Source organism: Nocardiopsis codii (genome assembly GCF_036327455.1).
GTDB lineage: Bacteria > Actinomycetota > Actinomycetes > Streptosporangiales > Streptosporangiaceae > Nocardiopsis > Nocardiopsis codii.
The window spans coordinates 114,639-132,734 of sequence record NZ_JAUZMY010000012.1 but is presented as its reverse complement, the minus strand read 5'-3'; the positions used below and the strand labels follow the sequence as shown (position 1 = coordinate 132,734).

At 72.9% G+C, this 18,096-nt stretch carries 12 protein-coding genes and 1 pseudogene; 8 read left to right on the top strand and 5 right to left on the bottom strand.

Going from position 1 to position 18,096, the window contains the following annotated elements; all coding sequences use genetic code 11:
- Positions 1-3: 3 nt before the first annotated feature.
- Positions 4-813 (top strand): M23 family metallopeptidase, encoded by an 810-nt coding sequence (locus Q8791_RS14275; RefSeq protein WP_330092170.1) that lies wholly within the window; start codon positions 4-6, stop codon positions 811-813.
- An 85-nt stretch (positions 814-898) separates the two neighbouring features.
- Positions 899-1,663 (top strand): endonuclease V, encoded by a 765-nt coding sequence (locus Q8791_RS14270; RefSeq protein ID WP_330092169.1) that lies wholly within the window; start codon positions 899-901, stop codon positions 1,661-1,663.
- 75 nt (positions 1,664-1,738) lie between these two features.
- Here the strand turns inward: Q8791_RS14270 and Q8791_RS14265 are convergent, their stop codons facing one another.
- A complete protein-coding gene (locus Q8791_RS14265; RefSeq protein ID WP_330092168.1) occupies positions 1,739-3,178 on the bottom strand; it encodes a GuaB1 family IMP dehydrogenase-related protein in 1,440 nt (479 codons plus the stop codon).
- Positions 3,179-3,417: 239 nt separating this feature from the next.
- Between Q8791_RS14265 and Q8791_RS14260 the strand changes: the two are divergent.
- A pseudogene (locus tag Q8791_RS14260) lies at positions 3,418-4,335 on the top strand (CDP-alcohol phosphatidyltransferase family protein); the annotation flags it as partial.
- A 93-nt stretch (positions 4,336-4,428) separates the two neighbouring features.
- Here Q8791_RS14260 and Q8791_RS14255 read toward each other — a convergent pair.
- On the bottom strand, positions 4,429-5,592 hold the full coding sequence (locus Q8791_RS14255; protein WP_330092167.1) for an acyltransferase family protein: 1,164 nt from the start codon (positions 5,590-5,592) through the stop codon (positions 4,429-4,431).
- Positions 5,593-6,041: 449 nt separating this feature from the next.
- On the opposite strand from Q8791_RS14255, the gene Q8791_RS14250 reads away from it, so the two are divergent.
- Positions 6,042-7,910: an amidohydrolase gene (locus Q8791_RS14250; protein WP_330092166.1), complete on the top strand. Its 1,869-nt coding sequence runs from the start codon at positions 6,042-6,044 to the stop codon at positions 7,908-7,910.
- A 6-nt stretch (positions 7,911-7,916) separates the two neighbouring features.
- A complete protein-coding gene (locus Q8791_RS14245) occupies positions 7,917-8,720 on the top strand; it encodes a M48 family metallopeptidase (RefSeq protein ID WP_330092165.1) in 804 nt (267 codons plus the stop codon).
- Positions 8,721-8,966: 246 nt separating this feature from the next.
- On the opposite strand, the gene Q8791_RS14240 is transcribed toward Q8791_RS14245, so the two are convergent.
- The gene (locus tag Q8791_RS14240; RefSeq protein ID WP_330092164.1) at positions 8,967-11,165 is read right to left on the bottom strand and encodes an elongation factor G-like protein EF-G2; all 2,199 of its coding nucleotides are present in this window, start codon (positions 11,163-11,165) and stop codon (positions 8,967-8,969) included.
- 182 nt (positions 11,166-11,347) lie between these two features.
- Between Q8791_RS14240 and Q8791_RS14235 the strand changes: the two genes are divergently transcribed.
- The 3 genes from Q8791_RS14235 to Q8791_RS14225 all read left to right on the top strand — a co-directional run bounded on the left by Q8791_RS14235 (position 11,348) and on the right by Q8791_RS14225 (position 16,189).
- Positions 11,348-14,023, top strand: a complete 2,676-nt coding sequence (locus Q8791_RS14235) for a CPBP family glutamic-type intramembrane protease (RefSeq protein ID WP_330092163.1) — start codon at positions 11,348-11,350, stop codon at positions 14,021-14,023.
- 17 nt (positions 14,024-14,040) lie between these two features.
- Positions 14,041-14,829 carry an alpha/beta hydrolase gene (locus Q8791_RS14230; RefSeq protein ID WP_330092162.1) on the top strand — a complete coding sequence of 263 codons (789 nt, stop codon included), beginning with the start codon at positions 14,041-14,043 and terminating at the stop codon, positions 14,827-14,829.
- Between the two features lie 82 nt (positions 14,830-14,911).
- The gene (locus Q8791_RS14225) at positions 14,912-16,189 is read left to right on the top strand and encodes an MFS transporter (RefSeq protein WP_330092161.1); all 1,278 of its coding nucleotides are present in this window, start codon (positions 14,912-14,914) and stop codon (positions 16,187-16,189) included.
- A 102-nt stretch (positions 16,190-16,291) separates the two neighbouring features.
- On the opposite strand, the gene Q8791_RS14220 is transcribed toward Q8791_RS14225, so the two are convergent.
- Both Q8791_RS14220 and def read right to left on the bottom strand, forming a co-directional pair.
- On the bottom strand, positions 16,292-17,254 hold the full coding sequence (locus Q8791_RS14220; protein ID WP_330092160.1) for a coiled-coil domain-containing protein: 963 nt from the start codon (positions 17,252-17,254) through the stop codon (positions 16,292-16,294).
- Positions 17,255-17,476: 222 nt separating this feature from the next.
- Positions 17,477-18,040 (bottom strand): peptide deformylase, encoded by a 564-nt coding sequence (gene def, locus Q8791_RS14215; protein WP_330092159.1) that lies wholly within the window; start codon positions 18,038-18,040, stop codon positions 17,477-17,479.
- Positions 18,041-18,096: the final 56 nt, after the last annotated feature.

Sequence of the window (18,096 nt, the reverse complement as noted above, 5' to 3'; positions counted from 1 at the left end):
GCCATGCGATCGGCGGCCAGGGTGTGCGGACTCCTCGTCCTGTGGAGCGTCGCAGTGACACTGGGAGTGGTCCTCGCCCGTCCGCTCCTCGGCTTCTCGGGGTGGTGGAACGCGGCCGCGCTGACGCTGTTCCTGGTCCTGGGGTCGCTGACCCTGCTGTTCGGTCGCCTGGCGCGCAGGAGCACGACGCCGGAGGCCGTCGAGGTGGCGCCGCCGGTCAGCGGCGCCTGGCTGGCCCTGAACAGTCCGGCCGACCGCGTCCCCAGCCACGGCACCCGCGCCTACGGCCAGGAGTACGCGATCGACCTCCTGACGGACTCCGAGGACCGCCCGGCCTTCGGCTGGTGGCCGCCGGTCCGGCGCAACCAGGACTTCCCGACCTTCGGCGAGCCGCTGCTGGCCGTGGCGGACGCCGTGGTCGTCCACGCCTCCGACCACCGGCGCGACCACCTGAGCCGCAACTCCTACCCGGCACTCGCCTACCTGGTCGTCGAGGGGGTGGTCCGCGGTCTCGGAGGAGCCGGGCCCGTGGTCGGCAACCACGTGGTCCTCGACCTGGGTGACGGCGTCTTCGCCCTCTACGCCCACGTCCGGCGCGGGTCGCTCAGGGTGCGCGAGGGCGACCGCGTGCGGACGGGCCAGACGCTCGCGCTGTGCGGGAACTCCGGCAACTCCACCGAGCCGCACCTGCACTTCCACCTGATGGACAGGGCCGACCCGGACCTCGCCCAGGGCGTCCCCTTCACCTGGCGCGGCGTCGGCGTCCCCGCGAACGGAGAGCGGTTCGAGGCGCCCGGGCCGGCCCGGGACTGAGGCCCGTCCCGGCCGGGGTCCGGGCCCCCGGGGGCGTACGGTTGGATGGACGGGCGGAGCCGGACCGCGCGAACGAGGGGGCAGGATGTCGGAGATCGCCGAACGGGTCGCACGGGTTCTGGACGACCCCGAGAACTGGCCTTCCGACCCGCGGGAGGCCGTCGCGCGCCAGCGGGCGCTGGCGGACCGCGTGAGGGTCGAGCCGCTGGACGCGGACGCCGTACGGCTGGTGGCCGGACTGGACGTCAGCTACGCCACGGACAACTCCGCGCTCTCCGCGGCGGCCGTCATCCTCGACACCCGGACCCTGGAGGTCGTGGAGTCCGTCGCGATCTCCTCCGAGCCGACGTTCCCGTACATCTCGGGGCTGTTCGCCTTCCGGGAGCTGCCGCCGGTCCTGGAGGCCCTGGGCGCGCTGCGGACGACACCCGACGTGTACCTGTGCGACGGGTTCGGCCTGGCCCATCCGCGCCGCTTCGGGATCGCCTCCCACCTGGGGGTCCTGCTGGACCTTCCGGTGGTCGGCTCGGCCAAGTCCGTGCTGTACGGCAGGCACTCCCCGCCGGGGAACGAGCGCGGGTCGTGGACGCCCATGGTGGCCGGGCGTTCGGAGGTGGTCCCCGACTCCTCCGCGCTGGAGCGGGAGGGCGCCGAGGTGATCGGACGCGTCCTGCGCACCCGCACGGGCGTCAAGCCCGTCTACGTGTCCGTCGGGCACCGCGTCGACCTGGAGGGCGCGGCGGACCTGGTGCTGCGCCTGTCGCCGAAGTACCGCGTGCCCGAGCCGGTCAGGCACGCCGACCGCCTGTGCGGCGAGCACCGCAAGGCGCTCCTCGCCGCCCAGGAGTAGCCCGGGGGCGCACGCCTCGCCGGGCGGTACCCCGCGCGGGGGCGCCCGGTCTCCCGGACGCCCCGCACCCCGGGCCTACCAGCTGGTCGGAACCGGCCGTCCCTCGTTGTACCCGGCGGCGCTCTGCACGCCGACCACGGCGCGCTCGCGGAACTCCTCCAGCGAGGTGGCGCCCGCGTACGTCATCGAGCTGCGCACGCCCGCGATGATCTGGTCGATCAGGTCCTCCACGCTGGGGCGCTCCGGGTCCAGGTACATGCGGCCCGTGGAGATGCCCTCCTCGAACAGGGCCTTGCGCGCCCGCTCGAACGGGGAGTCGTCGGCGGTGCGCAGCCGTACCGCGCGGGCCGACGCCATGCCGAAGCTCTCCTTGTACTGCCGGCCCTCGGCGTCGCGCATCACGTCGCCCGGCGACTCGTAGGTCCCGGCGAACCAGGAGCCCACCATCACGTTGGACGCGCCCGCGGCCAGGGCGAGCGCCACGTCGCGCGGGTGGCGTACGCCGCCGTCCGCCCACACGTGCTTGCCCAGGTCGGCCGCCGCCTCGGCGCACTCCAGCACGGCCGAGAACTGGGGCCGACCGACGGCCGTCATCATGCGGGTGGTGCACATCGCGCCCGGTCCCACACCGACCTTGACGATGTCGGCGCCCGCCTCGATGAGCTCGCGGGTGCCCTGCGCGGTGACGATGTTGCCCGCCACGATCGGCACCTTCGGCGCGAGGGCCCTCACCTTGGCGATGGCGGAGAGCATCTTCTCCTGGTGTCCGTGCGCGGTGTCGATCACCAGGGTGTCGGCGCCGGCGGCCAGCAGGTCGGCGGCCTTGCCCGCCACGTCGCCGTTGATGCCCACGGCGGCGGCCACGCGCAGGCGGCCCTCCGCGTCCACGGCCGGCGTGTACAGGGTGGAGCGCAGCGCGCCCGTGCGGGTGAGCACGCCGACCAGGGCGCCGGCCCCGTCCACGACCGGCGCGAGCCGGTGGCGGAAGTCGTGCAGCTTCCCGAAGGCCTCCTGCGGCTCGGTGTCCGCGGGGATGGTCAGCAGCTCGGTGGACATGACGTCGCGCAGCTGGGCGAAGCGGTCCACGCCCGCGCAGTCGGCCTCCGTGACCACGCCGACGGGGCGGCGCGCCTCGTCGACGACGATCACCGCGTTGTGCGCCCGCTTGGGCAGCAGGTTGAGGGCCTCACCCACCGTGCTGGACGGGTTGAGGGTGATCGCCGTGTCGTGGACCAGGTGCCGCTGCTTGGTCCAGGAGACGACGTCGGACACCACCTCGATGGGGATGTCCTGCGGGATGACCGCGATGCCGCCGCGCCGGGCGACGGTCTCGGCCATGCGGCGTCCGGCGACCGCCGTCATGTTCGCCACGACCAGGGGGATGGTGGTGCCGGTTCCGTCCGGGGACGACAGGTCCACGCTGAGCCGGGAGCCCACCGAGCTCCGGTTCGGGACCATGAACACGTCGCTGTAGGTCAGGTCCTGCTGCGGGACCTGGTCGTTGAGAAAACGCAATGCCTCTACCTCGGTCGAGACCGAAGGGGGTGGACCATCCGCTGCTCCGCACACGGCCGCCTGTTGATCCCCCTCTTACCAGTCAAGTATGCCGTCACCGATTAGGCCGGACGACCCTCGATCTGGCATGATGACTCGATTCCCGCCGACACAGCCCTTTCCCCTGTCCTGGTCAGCGCTTCGTTGAACGGTGGAGCGGCCGGAGCTCCGGGGGGAGTGTGCCCTCCTGGAGAGCCCGCATGCCGCGTTTCACGTTCGCGCAAGTCAAGGAAGAGACCTACAAGGCGAAGGACGCCTGGTGGACGGTCTTCCTGGTCGATCCCCTCGCAGGGCGTCTCGTGGTCTGGACCGCGAACCGCACCAACATCACCCCCAACCAGCTGACGTTGGGCGCCGGTGTCCTCGGCCTGCTCTCCGCCCTGTGCTTCGTCGCCCCGGTCCTCGTCGAGGGCACGGGCTGGGCCTGGCTGGTGCTGGGCGGGCTGCTGTTCCACCTCAGCTTCGTGCTGGACTGCATGGACGGCAAGATCGCCCGCCTCAAGGACAACGGCTCCGTCTTCGGCAGCTGGGTCGACTTCGTGTTCGACCGCATCCGGTTCTTCGGCTGTGTCATGGCGCTGCTCGTCACGCAGTGGGCGGTCACCGGAAACGCCGCCTACCTGATCGTGGCGCCGGTCGTGGTCTTCTTCGACCTGCTGCGCTACCTCAACGGCTCCCAGGTCGCCAAGACCCGCCGGGCCATGCAGCAGACCCTCGCCGAGCTGTCCGGCGACACCGACACGCAGCGGCCCGGCGCGCCCGGCCTGGGCGACGCCGACCCGGAGGACGACGAGATGGCGGACGCGCCCGCCCGTCCGGACGCCCCGGCTCCGGCCGGCCTCTACCCGCGGGTGCGCGCCTTCCTGCTCCGGAACAGGGTGCGGCCCCACCTGTTCAGCGGCATCGAGTTCGAGATGTTCCTGTGCGTGGTGGCCCCGATGACCGTGGTGTTCGCCCTCTTCACCCCGCTGAACAGCCTGATCATCCCGACCGCCGTGTTCTCGGTCCTGGCGCTGGCCTTCTTCGAGGTCGTCCTGGTGCTGCGGCTGTGGAAGGACACGCGCAGGTTCGAGGTGCGCCGACGTGAGCTGCTCGCCGCGGGAGCCGTCGGGGCGGCCCCCGCCGTTCTCCGCGTCCCGTGGGCCGCGTCTCCTACTGCCCCCGTGTGCTCCGGGCCTACCGGCGAGTTCCACGCCGGGGGAGGGCCGGGGTCAGACCCCGGCGGCCTCCTTCTTCTTGTTCGTGTCGTCGGGGCCGCCATTGTTCCCCCCGGTCTCCGCGTTCACGCGGTTCTCCGGGCGGAGCGTGGAGTCCTTGCGCAGGAACCATGTCAGCTGTGGTTCGACCGCCCACTGCATGCTCTTGCGTACCCACGGGGTGCACAGGAGCAGGGTCAGGGCCACCGCGCCGACGGCAGTGATCGCCGTGCCCGTGGGGCCTCCCACCATGTCGTACCAGGGTGAGGCCTTGAGCAGGAGCAGGACCACCGAGTGGCCGAGGTACACGTAGAGGGTGTAGGCGCCCAGCGACGTGAACCAGGTGCGCTGCTTCGGGGTGAGCGCCAGGACCGCGATGGTCATCAGCAGGGCCAGGCCCATGAAGGCGAGGCGGATGCCGAAGCTGGGCAGGAGCGGGTCGATGTCGCGGTCGGTGAGGCTGTCCTTCCAGAAGAGCCAGTCGCGGCTCAGCCGGTCGGAGATGGGCACTGCCAGCACCGCCGTCGTGCCGAGCACGAGGACGGACACGATCCGCACCCACAGCCGGTCCAGGAGCGCGAAGTGCTCGCGTCGCAGGCTCAGCCCCAGGACGAAGAAGGGGAGGAAGCTGACGACGCGGCCCATGGACAGCGTCTCGCCCAGGCTCGCGGTGGCGCCGAACATCGCGACGAGGACGGCGATGAGCACGGGCCAGCGGAGCTGCTTCCACACCGGCACGCTCAGGCGCCAGAGGAAGAGGGCGACCAGGAACCACAGGGTCCAGGTCGGCTTGAGCGCCGAGGCCGCGTCGGGCAGGCCGCCGCGCTCGAAGAAGTAGATCGTCTGGTGGATCGTCCAGAAGATGAGGTAGGGGACCGCCACCGTCAGGACCAGCTTCTCCACGCGGTTCGACGAGGCGTCGAAGGACCGCGACAGGTACCCGCTGATCATGATGAACGCGGGCATGTGGAAGAAGTAGATCCAGTAGTACAGGGCTCCCGTGGGCCCGTGGTCGCGGAGCGGCTCGATCGCGTGGCCGACGACGACCAGGGCGATCAGGATGAACTTGGCGTTGTCCAGGCGGGCGTCGCGGCCTGACGCCTGGGCGGGCTTGGGATCCGGACCCGGGTTGGTCGCGCCCTCCCCTGGTTCCGGAGGGCGGGCTGCCGGACTGGTCATGGATGAGGCCACGAGTGGACTCCGAAGATCACTGATTTCTGGGGCATGTGCGTGGTCTGGCGGACCCTGTACAAGGGGCCTGAACCGACCGCGGGGGCCGGGGCGCGGATGGGAAGGTGCCGCGTGGCGCGCGAGGGGGGCACCGGAAGGTCGGATGAATCATCGTGCTGCGTTACCTTACTGTGATGTTGCAAGGTATGCCAGCGGTTCGATCAAATCTGTGGAAACTTCCCCGGCTCCTCCCCCACACACGGTGAAGGTGGGACAAGGGAGACACACGGAACGTGATCGGCTCGGACGGATGATGGCTTTCCGTGTGCAGACCCTAACCCATGCGACGCACCGTGGCGGACGCTGGGTGAACGTGTCAGTGTGTGGCCGTGACGGCCTCGCCGCTAGGCTGAGCCGTCAGGTAGTGCCCCCCTCCAGTCGAGATACGGAAGAAGGCGGTGGAAACCGTGCCGCACGCGGTGGACCCCGACCGTGCCGCCCAGCACGGGAGCGTGGTCATGCGACTCCTCGACGAGCTCTTCCCGCTCGTGGAGGGGTTCTACGTCGATCTGCACAAGAACCCGGAACTCTCCCACGCCGAGCAGCGGACCGCCAGCGGCGTCGCCGAGTGGCTCACCCGGACCGGCTACGAGGTCCACAAGGGAGTCGGAGGCACCGGTGTGGTGGGCATCCTCCGCAACGGCCCCGGCCCCACGGTGATGCTCCGCGCCGACATGGACGCGCTCCCCCTGGAGGAGAAGACCGGCCTCCCCTACGCGAGCACGGCCCGCGCCCTCGACGCCGACGGCGTCGAGGTGCCCGTCATGCACGCCTGCGGACACGACGCCCACACCGCCTGCCTCGTGGGCGCGGCCGACCTCCTCTCCGAGACCCGCGACGAGTGGGCCGGCACCGTCATGATCGTGGCCCAGCCCGCCGAGGAGACCCTCGACGGCGCCCAGGCGATGCTCGCCGACGGCCTCTACGACCGCTTCGGACGCCCCGACGTCATCCTCGGCCAGCACCTCGGCCCGCAGCCCGCGGGACTCATCTCCCACCGTGCCGGGATCATCCTGGGCGCCTCGCGCGCCTACCGGGTGCGCGTGCACGGAGAGGGGGGCCACGCCTCCCAGCCGCACACCACCGTCGACCCGGTGGTCATCGCCGCGAACATCGTCACCCGCCTCCAGGGCGTGGTGTCGCGGGAGATCAGCCCGAGCGAGATGGCGGTCCTGACCGTCGGCAAGCTCCACGCCGGGACGAAGGCCAACATCATCCCCGACGAGGCCTACCTGGAGATCAACACCAGGGCCCTCAACGACAACGTCGCGGACCAGCTCGAGGCCTCCATCGAGCGGATCGTGCGCGCCGAGGCCGCCGCCTCCGGGGCCACCCGCGAGCCCGACGTCGAGATGTTCATCTCCTGCGGCGTCACCCGCAACGACGCCACCTCCTCGGCGGAGGTGGCCGCGGCCCACCACGCCTACTTCGGCGACGACTACGTGATCCACCTGCCGGACCCCTCACCGGGCACCGAGGACTTCAACTACTTCGGCCTCCCCGGCGACCCGCAGCCCATCCCCTACGTGTTCTGGTTCGTCGGCGCCACGCCCCACGACGTGTGGGAGGCCGCCCCCGGCGACACCCCGTACGAGAAGATGGGCAACGTCCCCAGCAACCACTCCCCGTTCTTCGCGCCCGCGCGCGAACCCACCCTGCGCGCCGGGCTCGCGGCGATCACCGTCGCCGCCCTGTCCTACCTGGGCTCCGACAACGGCCGGAGCGGCGCTTCGGCGGTCCCGGCGGGTGTGTCCTTCCCGGGGCCCGCGCCCACCGGGGACCCGGTCGACCCGCTGGGCGGCACCCCCGCCCGCGGTGAGGGGACGCCGTCGCAGGCGGACCCGTTCTCCGACCCCCTCTCCGACCCGTTCGGCCCGCCGCCCGGCCAGTCCGCCACCGCCGGGCAGCCCTCCCACAGCGGGCTGCCCGAGCCCAACGACGCCTACGACAGCGCGTTCCTGGCCTCCTCCTGGCCCGAGCCCCCGGAGGACCCGGCCAAGTCCACCTACGACGCGGACATGGACGCCGTGATGGGGGCCCAGGACGAGGAGCTGCGCAACGAGTGGCGCAGCGGGAAGGCCGAGGAGTCCACCCTGTCGGCGGACATGGCCTCGATCCTGGACGACGACGGGGTCCCCCAGGCTCCGCCGCAGGCCCCGCCCGCGGGGCCGTCCTACGGCGGGCCGCCGCCCCGGGGCAGCGCCCACCACGCGCCGCCGCCCCCCGGCCCCGACGACGACCTTCCCGACGCCGAGTACCGTCTCTGACCGCGGATGGGGGACGACCCCTGGCGGTGGGGTGACCGCCGCGTGCGCAGGTCACTGCGCCATCCCCGGGAGGTCCCCGTCCTCGTGGCATGCGTCGCGGTGACCGTGTTCGCCGTGGTGGGCGCGGTCAGCCGCGCCTACTCCGGTGACCCGAACGAACCCCTGCTGCTGCTCAGCCTGCCCGCGCTCGTGTACTTCGTGCGCGGGCAGCTGTACGCGCGGCAGAGGGTCAACGGGGTGCGCATCACCGAGGACCAGTTCCCCGAGGCGCACCGGATGGTCGCCGAGGCCGCGGCCGCGTTCCGTATGCGGCAGGTGCCCGAGGCGTACGTCGTCCTGGGCAACGGCGTGGTCAACGCGTACGCGTCGGGGCACGGGTTCCGCCGCTACGTCGCGGTCAACAGCGACCTGTTCGAGGTGGGCGGGCGCCTCGCCGACCCCGACGCCCTGCGGTTCGTGATCGGGCACGAGGTGGGGCACATCGCGGCGGGCCACACGTCGTTCTGGCGGCACTTCGGCATCTCGGTGGCGAACGTGATCCCCGGCGTGGGCAGCTCCCTGGGGCGCGCACAGGAGTACACGGCCGACAACCACGCCTACGAGTTCTGCCCCGAGGGCATGCAGGGGCTGCGGGTCCTGGCCGTGGGCAAGTACCTGTACCCGTCCGTGGACTTCGACGACATCGCCGCGCGCGCCCGCACCGACACCGGGTTCTTCGTGCTCCTGGTCAACCTGCTGTCCAGCCACCCCGTGAACACGTTCAGGTTCGCCGCCCTGGCCGACCGCAGCAGACCGGGCCGCGTCTTCTAGCCGGCGCCGCCGGGACGCGGGGCCGCCCCCGTGCCCCGGCACCGCCCCCGCCTCCCGGTACCCGTGCCCGACCGGGCACCGGTGACACGACCGGGAGCGGTCGCCGGAGGCTTCCGGGGCGGCGGGCGGCCGTCCGGGCGATCTCCCCCCGGGACGATGTGCGACGACCGGCCTGCTCCACGAGCGCGGAGGCGCGGCGGGAGGAAACCCGGTGGACGCGGGCCGGGGCGCAGGCGAAACCCCCGTCTAGGCCCGGTCGTCGCCCCGCGGCCCGGGCAGCCTCGACGCCACCTGCGGCGGCAGGGGCTCATGGCGCAGGTACTCCCGGGTGAACACGCCGGTGCCGTGGGAGAGCGACCTCAGTTCCACCGCGTACCGGGTGATCTCCAGCTCGGGGACCTCCGCGCGCACCACCGCCCGGCCGCCGGAAGCGGTCTCGGTGCCGACCACCCTGCCCCGTCTGGCCGACAGGTCGCTCATCACCGGACCCAGGTAGGAGTCGTCCACCTCCACCGCCACCTCCGCCACGGGTTCCAGCATGGCCAGCCTCCCGGCAGCGGCGGCGTCCCGGAGCGCCAGGCGTCCCGCCTTCTGGAAGGCCATGTCCGAGGAGTCCACCGAGTGGGCCTTGCCGTCGTACAGCGTCACCCGGATGTCCACCAGCGGATACCCGGAGTCCATGCCGTCCGCCATCTGGGCGCGCACGCCCTTCTCCACCGACGGCACGAACTGGCGGGGCACCACGCCGCCGACGATCTCGTCCACGAACTCCAGCCCCGCCCCCGACCCGAGCGGCTCCACCCGGATCCGGCAGACGCCGAACTCGCCGTGCCCGCCGCTCTGCTTGACGTTGCGGCCCATGCCCTGCGCGGGGACCGCGAAGGTCTCCCGCAGCGGCACGCGCACCTCGCCGGTCCGCACCCGGACGCCGTGCCGGTGCTCCAACCGGTCCAGGGCCGCGTCGAGGTGCGCCTCGCCCAGGCTCCACAGCACCATCTGGTGGGTCTCCGGGTTCACCTCGACTCGCAGGGACGGGTCCTCGGCCACCAACCGGGCCACCGCCTGGGAGAGCTTGTCCTCGTCGGCGGAGGAGGCGGCGGTCAGCGACACCGGCAGCAGCGGCTGCGGGAACCGCCACGGCGACACCCGCAGCGGCCGGTCGGGGCTGGAGAGGGTGTCGCCCGTGCGGGCGTCGGGCAGCTTCGCCACCAGGCACACGTCGCCGGCGACGGCCCGCCCCACAGGGCGGCTGTCCCTCCCGAACGGGACGGACAGGGCGCCCGCGTGCTCGTCGTTGCCGACCCGGTCCAGTTCACCCGCGCCCGTCAGGCCGCAGGGCACCCCGTGTCCGTGCAGGTGGACGGCGGCATCGGGGGTCAGCGTCCCCGAGAACACGCGCACCAGGCTCACCCGGCCCACGTACGGGTCGCCCGCCGTACTGAGGACCTCCGCGACGAGCGGGCCGTCCGGGTCGCACGACAGCCCGGGGACGGGCCTCCCCTCCGGGGTCGCCACCGACGGGAACGGGCGCAGGGTCGGGTCCGGGCACGACAGCGGCAGCTCACGGAGCAGCTCCCGCACGCCCACGCCCTTGGTGGGGCTGATCGCCAGGACGGGGTGGAACCCGCCCGCCGCGACGGCCTTCTGGAGGTCCGCGATGAGCAGGTCCGGATCGAGTTCGCCCCCCTCCATGTAGCGGTCCATGAGGGCCTCGTCCTCGCTCTCGGTGATGACCTCCTCGACGAGGGCCTCCCGGAGCGGTCCCGCGGTCCCGCGGAGCCACTCCGGTGCCTGCCGCGCACCGGGTCCGGCGTCGGGCCCGCCCCCGCGGCCGCTCACGTCCGAGCGGTCGGAGTAGTCGTAGTAGCGCTCGGAGACGAGCCCCCAGACGCCGACCACGCGGCGGTCGTCCCCGCTTCCCTCGACCGCCGGGACGTAGGCGGGGTGGACACCGGACCCGAAGGCCTCCTGGCACTGGGCGACCACGTCGTCGTAGTCCGCCCGGGGGTGGTCGATCTTGGTGATCGCCACGGCCCGGGGCATGCCGATCGCGGCGCACTCCTCCCAGAGCACGCGGGTGCGGCCGTCCACGCCCTCCAGGGCGGAGATGACGAACAGGGCCGCGTCCGCGCCGCGCAGTCCCGCGCGCATCGCCCCGATGAAGTCCGCGTACCCGGGGGTGTCCAGCAGGTTCACCTTGACGTCGCCTACCATGACGGGGCTGACGGTCAGGTGGACCGACCTCTTCTGGCGGACCTCGACGTCGTCGTGGTCGCTGACGGTCGTGCCCTCCTCCACGCGGCCGGGGCGGCCGATCTCCCCGGCGGCGACGAGCAGGGCCTCGACCAGACTCGTCTTTCCGGAGCCGGTCGGGCCGACCAGCGCGATGTTGCGGATGTCCTGGGGCCTCTCGGCCCTCGGTACCTCTACGGCTCGGTCTGCCATCCCTGCTGCCCAGCCCTTCGGAATCCGTGGGGCGGAGGTCACGGCGGGCCGGACGCCGCCGTCCGCTGGTGACCTGTGACACTCCCACCGTCACTCTTTGCGGGCTCCACGGCAAGAGGGTCTCGGCTCCGGAATCCGGCATGTGCACTATGACGGGTTTCGGACCCCCTACTATTGCCCCCGTGCCATGGTCGGAGACTCTCCCTCACTTCAGTTTCGCCGGGACCGTCCTCACGGTCCTGCTGCTCCTCTTCGCGGCGGTCGGCGAACCCCTTCTCGGCAGGAAGGCCTTCGCGTGGCTTTCCGGTAGGCGGGGTGGTGACGTACGTGCGCTGACACAGGTGCACGCCGTCACCATGGCGGTCCATGCCCTCTGGGGCCTGGTCGTCCTCGGGGTTCTGCTGCTCTCGCCCGAACTGGTCCCCTCCGATCTCGGGCTGCGACTGCCCGACGCGTGGGGGCCGGTCGTCGGCGGCGCCGTCGGAGGCCTGACGGCCCTCGCCGCCCTGTGGATCCTCGTCAACGGCCTGCCCGAGAACCTTCCCGGGCTGGCGGGCCTCGCCCCGGGCAAGGGCAAGGGCAAGGGCAAGGGCAAGCGGGGTGCGGGTGGCCGCAGGGGGAGCCGGTCCGGTCGGACCGACACGGACGGCCCCGAGGCGCCGACCGCCCCGGAGGACCCGGAGGGCGCCGAGCCGCACGAGGACCACGGAGACGGCGGGACCCCGCGAGCCGGTGGGCGGCGGGCCACCGGGCACCGCGGACGCCGTGCCGCCACGGCCCCGATGACCCTCCCCGAGCCCGAGCGCGACCGCGGCCTCCTCGTGCCGCGCACCACGCGGGAACGGGCGATGGCCGCGGGAGTCGCCGTCACCGGGGGAGTGTTCGGCGAACTGCTGTACCGGGGCCTGTTCATCGCCCTCGTCGCGGGCATGGGCGTGCCGCTGTGGATGGCCGCGGTGCTGTCGGTCGTGCTCTTCTCCGTCGCCCACCTCTACCAGGGCTGGTGGGGGCTGGTCAGCGCCGGCACGTCGGGAACCCTCTTCACGGTCCTGTACCTGGGCACGGGAAGCATCTGGGTGCCGATCATCGTGCACGTGGCGCTCGACCTCCGCTCGCTGGTCTTCCCGCCCCCGGCCGTCCGCGAGGAGGGGGAACGCCTCCACGAGGACTACGACGACGAGTACGACGACGGCTACGACGACTACGACGAAGCCGGCTACGAGGACGGGTACGACGAGTACGAGGACGGGCCCGCCGCCGGTGACACCGGGGCGATGCCCGCGGTCGACGACGAGTCCCCGGCTCCCTCGGACGGGTTCCCCGCGACCGCGCCTCCCGCGCACGGAGGAACCCCCGCGCACGGCACCCGCGCCTTCGGGGCGCCGCCGCAGGGGCTCCACCCCGGCGGCCCCGCGCAGGACCGCCGGGGTGACGGGGTTCCGCCGTTCCAGGGTGGTGCGGAGGGTGTTGGTGAGACTGTCGTGAACAGTGGGCCCTACGGGGGTTCACCTGGGTACGACGCTCCCGGCCCAGGTGCACCGGCCTCCGTCGGCACCCCCTCCCACGGCGGGCCGTCCTGGGGCGACCCCTCCCCGTCCGATCCCGCGCAGGGCGGTGCCGATCGCGGCGCCGCCGGGTGGGAGGACCCTGCCCCCGGCGGCGCCCACGAACGGGGCGCCCCCTCCTGGAACGACCCCCTCGTCGGGGGCGGCCCCTCCCACGGCGCACCCTCCTGGGGCGGTCCGGCCCCTGCGGGTACGCCTTCGCACGGTGTCCCGTCACACGGCGGGCCTTCCTGGGGTGCGCCCGACCAGGGCACTCCGACCTGGGGTGCGCCCGCCTCTGCGGGTACGCCGTCACAGGGGGAGCCGTCCTGGGGCGGTCCGGCGCAGAGTGGTCCCGACCAGGCCGCCCCGACCTGGGATGCGCCCGCCCCTGCCGGCACGCCTTCGCACGGTGTCCCGTCACACGGCGGACCTTCCTGGGGAGGTCCCGCGCAGGGTGGTCCCGACCACGGTGTCCCGTCACACGGCGGACCTTCCTGGGGAGGTCCGGGCCAGAGCGGTCCGGACCGTCCCGGCCAGGGCGGTGCCGGGTGGGAGAACCCGATGCCCGGCGGTGCTCACGAGCAGGGCGCCCCGACCTGGGGCGCGCCCGCCCCTGACGGTGCCCCGACCTACGGTGGGCCCTCCTACGGCGCCCCGTCCCACGGTGGGCCGTCGCACGGCGGGCCGTCCTGGGGCGGTCCGGAGCAGGGCGTCACCTCGCAGCACGACCCGCGGCACGGCGGTCCCGCGCAGAACGGTCCCGGCCACGGGGCCCCGCCGTTCCGAGGCGGCGCCGGTGAGACCGTCGTGAACAGCGGGCCCTACGGTGGACAGCCCGCGCACGGCGCTCCGACGTGGGACGGCCCCGCGCCGACGGGGACGCCCTCCCACGGCGGCCCCCGCCACGCCGGTCCCGGCCAGGGGGACGCCGGATGGGAGGGCCCCGTCCACGGCGGCCCCGTGCGGGGCGCGCCCTCGTGGAACGAGCCCGTCGCCGACGGGTACACCGCCCACGGCGCCCCCTCCTGGGACCCCGCACCCGACCACGGCCACGCCACTGACCACGGTCCCGTCTCCGACTACGGCTCCGCTCCCGACTACGGCCACACACCCGGGTACGGCGGAGGCCACGGTCCGTCGCACGCCGCACCTTCCCCGCAGGGGCCGGACCCCTACGCGGACACGGGCGACGCCCGTCACCCGGAACCCCCGCCCCACGGCGGGCGGAGGCTGTATCCCGACGAGTGGATCGATCACAGGTACGGCGAGGGCGGCGACACGCCGGGTCCGGGTTCGGCCCCCCGAACCTGATCGGGCACGATGGAGAGGTGTCCGATGCCATTCACGACCCAGTCGACCAGCCCCCAGAGAGCCGTTTCTGGCTGACCACCGCGGACGGGGTCGGAATCGACGCCGTGCTCCGGCGCGGCGCCCGGGCCCGCACCGAGGCGGTGATCCTCGCCAACGGGTTCACCGGTACCTACCGGAGCCCGCACACGCGCGCCATCGCCGAGGCGCTCCTCCCCGTCGGCGACGTGATGACCTTCGACTTCCGCGGTCACCACGGCTCCGGCGGGCGCAGCACCGTGGGCAACGAGGAGATCCACGACCTGGAGGCGGTCGTCGTGCGTCTGCGCGAGCTCGGCTACACGTCCATCGCGGCGGTCGGGTTCTCGATGGGGGCGGCCGTGGCGCTGCGCCACGCCGCCATCTACGGCGGGATCACCGCCGTGGTCTCCGTCAGCGGGCCCAGCCGCTGGTACTACAGGGGCACGCGCAGGATGCGCCTGCTCCACATCGGGATCGGGCGTACCTTCGGCCGCTTCGTCCTGCGCACCTTCCGCAAGGTGCGGGTCACCGACCGCGGGTGGGACTCCCGGCCGGCCGAACCCCGCGAGGTCGCCGGTGAGCTCTCACCGACACCGCTCCTCGTCGTGCACGGCGAGGCCGACACCTACTTCCCCGTCTCCCACGCCACCGCCATCCACGACGCCGCCCGCGAGCCCCGCGAGCTGTGGATCGTCCCCGGGATGGGGCACGCCGAACGCGCCGTCACCCCCGAGCTGGGCGTACGTCTCAGGGACTGGCTCAGCGAGCGGATCGTCCGCGAGGACTGACCCCGCGCACCCGGTCGCGGACGGCGGACGGCCGGTCGGAGGCGGCATCGACAGGCATCCCCCTGTGCACTAGAAAGGACGGATGATCCGATCTGGTTCGCCCTCCCCGGAGGACGGGGCGACGCCCGCCGAGTTCACCACCGATGACCTGCCCGGCCTCAGGGGCAAGGGCTTCGCGCTGCTCATCGCGGCCACGGCCATCGGCCTCTGCGGGTTCGCGGCCGTCCTCCCCCTGGTTCCCCTGTGGGCCATGCGAGGGGGAGCGGGCGAGTTCGGCGCCGGAAGCACCACAGCCGCGTTCATGCTGACCACGGTGCTCACCCAGCTCGCGATGCCCTGGATGCTGGAACGGGGCGGCTACCGGTGGGCGTTCCCGGTCGGGGCACTGGTCATGGGCCTGCCGACCCCCCTGTTCGCCCTGACCACGGACCTGGGCCCGCTCCTCGCCGTCTCGGCCGTGCGCGGCGTCGGTTTCGGCATGGTCAGCGTCGCGGGCACAGCGCTCGCCGCGCGGCTGGTTCCGCACAGCCAGGTCGGGCGTGCCACCGGCTACTACGGGCTCGCGGTCGGCCTGCCGCAGGTGCTCATCCTGCCCGGCGGTGTGGCCCTGGCCCTCAACGCGGGCTTCGCCACCGCGTTCTGGATCACCGGGATGTGCTCGGTGGTGGGCGCCCTGCTGGCCTGGGGCGTCCGGTTCGCCGACGGCGGCCGCAACCGGGCGGCGCTGCGGAACCCCGTACGGGCCGCGGCCGACACCTCGGGCGCGCCCTCGGGCCTTCCGCTGCTGCTGGCCCTCGCCGCCCCACTGGTCCTGATGCTGCTGACCGCCTCCGCGGCCAGCGCGATCATCACCTTCCTGGCGATCCCGTTCGAGCAGGCGGCGTGGATGGTGGGCGCGGCCCTGGCCGCCTACGCGCTGGCGGTCGTCACGGGCCGGTGGACCGCCGGGATGCTGCACGACCGGTACCGGCGCACCCTCCTGCTGCTGCCCGGCACCGTGGGCGCCGTCATCGGCATGACCCTGGTCACCGCCGCCCTGTGGACGCACGGCGGCGGAGGCGTGGGCGCAGGGACGGCGGTGCTGGTGGTCTTGGGCGCGATGGTGTTCGGGCTCGGCTTCGGGGCGGTACAGAACGAGGCCGTCACCCTCATGCTGAACCGGGCCGGCCCCTCCGGCTACGGCCGGGCCAGTGCGGTGTGGAACATCGGCTACGACGCGGGCGCCGGCGCGGGTGCGATGCTCCTCGGCCTGCTGATCCAGCTCTTCGGCTACGCCCCCGCCTTCGCGGTGACGGCGGTGGCGCTGCTCGCCGTGGTCCCGCTCGCGCTCACGCGCCGCGGTTCGCACCCCGCCCCCTGACCCGCCTCCCGGGACGCTCCGCGAACGGCGGGGCGCCCGGCCCCTGGGCGTCGCGGGGCGGACGCCCGGCGGGCGCGGGTCCGAGGGGAGCCGGAGGACGACCTAGTACGACGAGATGTGCACGTGGTCGTAGTGGTTCTGGGTGTTGTCGCCCCGGTCGCTCATCCAGGTCCACGAACCGGCCTGCCAGATCTGCTGCTCCCAGATGATGTACTTGACGCCCAGCCGGTCGGCGTTGTCGATCGCGTACTGGGAGATCTGGGCGCCCAGGGCCTGGTTCTCGGCCGAGGGGATCGCGCCTCCGGCGCTCATCATGAAGTCGCAGGCCTGGCCCACCCCGTGGTCGTCGGCGCTGGAGCGCAGGCAGCCCACCGGGAAGGGGGCGCCGAACTCCATGACGATCTCGTCGCGGATGGCGGCCATGCGCGGGGTGGCCCCGCTCCAGCCCCAGCCCATCGCGCTGTCCGGGATGCTGCCGGTGCCCGGTGTCTCGGGCACCTGCTCCGCCTCGTACTCCTCGATGCGCGCCTCGACGTCCTCGCGCTGGGACTCCAGGTCCTCGATGAGCGTCTCGGCCTCCTCCATCTCCACCCGGAGGTCCTCGGCGACCTCCGCCGCCTCGTCACGGGTCTCGATGAGCCCGGAGATCTGCTCGGACTGGCTCTCTCCCAGGTAGGAGAGGGTGGCGGCGTCGCTGAACATCTCCTCCGGGTCGCTGGAGAACATGACGTGGAGCGCGGGGTCGAGACCGGTCTCGTTCTTGTACTGGGAGGAGGCGATGGTGGACACCCCGGCCCGTGAGGCCTCCAGGCGGCCCTCGACCTCCTCCAGGTCCTCCTCGGCCTGCTCGACGCGCCCCTTGATCTCGGTGAACTGGATCAGTTCGCCGTCGTAGCTCTCCTCCAGCTCCTCGGCACGCTGGGTCAGCTCGTCGATGTCGACCTCGTCGTCACCGGGCTCCGCCTGTGCGGTGCCGGGCATGCCGATCAGGAGCGCCGCCGTGACGGCGGTGAGGGACAGTGCGGCACGCGTGCCGCGCGAGGTGTGGGGAGGAGTGGTCGTCATGTGTGCTCCGAGGACGGTCCGGGCGTATCCGCTGGGCCGACGGCGCGGTGCGCGTGCCGTGGGATGGGAGATGCTCAGCAGACCTTACGAGATCGTGGCGTGACGTGACTAGTGCGTTGGCTCACGTGACTGAGGGGGTGCGGGGGATGAGTCCGAAGATACCCGGAACGAGGGACTGAACCGACCCCCCGCAGGTCGGACCGCCCGGCGGAGGCGTGGGACTCAGCCCGCTCCGCCGAAGGCGCTGGGAAGCCCGGCCCCTGCGGGCTCGGACGGTCCGGTCGGCGACGCGGGCATGAACCAGTCGGAGCGGCGGATGTCGCGCATCGCGCGCTTGCGGGTGTCGGGGTCGAGCCGCTCGACGTAGACCATGCCGTCGAGGTGGTCGGTCTCGTGCTGGAGGCAGCGGGCCATCAGCCCCGTGCCCTCCACGGTGACCGGCTCGTTGCGCAGGTCCACCCCGGTGACGACGGCACGCTCGGCCCGGCGGGTGGGGTACCAGAGGCGGGGGACCGACAGGCACCCCTCCTCGCCGTCCTGGACCTCCTCCGACAGCTCCGCGATCTCGGGGTTGATCACGTAGCCGATCCGGTCCTCCACGTTGTAGCTGAACACGCGCAGTCCCACCCCGATCTGGGTGGCGGCGAGCCCGGCCCGGCCGGGGGCCTCGACCGTTTCGAGGAGGTCCCGGACCAGTGCCTCGGTGTGCTGGTCGAACCGGGTGACGGGTGTGGTCGGGGTGACGAGGATGGGGTCGCCGAAGCGGACGATGGGGCGCATGGTCATGAACCCCAGGTTAGTCGGGCCGACCGGGACGGAGCCCACCGTCCCCGGATACCGCG

Coding starts and splice junctions, on each gene's coding strand:
- Q8791_RS14255 (WP_330092167.1), bottom strand. CDS start 5,592: ATGACCAGTCCGGCAGCCCGCCCTCCGGAACCAGGGGAGGGCGCGACC.
- Q8791_RS14245 (WP_330092165.1), top strand. CDS start 7,917: ATGGGGGACGACCCCTGGCGGTGGGGTGACCGCCGCGTGCGCAGGTCA.
- Q8791_RS14220 (WP_330092160.1), bottom strand. CDS start 17,254: ATGACGACCACTCCTCCCCACACCTCGCGCGGCACGCGTGCCGCACTG.
- def (WP_330092159.1), bottom strand. CDS start 18,040: ATGACCATGCGCCCCATCGTCCGCTTCGGCGACCCCATCCTCGTCACC.
- Q8791_RS14240 (WP_330092164.1), bottom strand. CDS start 11,165: ATGGCAGACCGAGCCGTAGAGGTACCGAGGGCCGAGAGGCCCCAGGAC.
- Q8791_RS14275 (WP_330092170.1), top strand. CDS start 4: ATGCGATCGGCGGCCAGGGTGTGCGGACTCCTCGTCCTGTGGAGCGTC.
- Q8791_RS14270 (WP_330092169.1), top strand. CDS start 899: ATGTCGGAGATCGCCGAACGGGTCGCACGGGTTCTGGACGACCCCGAG.
- Q8791_RS14225 (WP_330092161.1), top strand. CDS start 14,912: ATGATCCGATCTGGTTCGCCCTCCCCGGAGGACGGGGCGACGCCCGCC.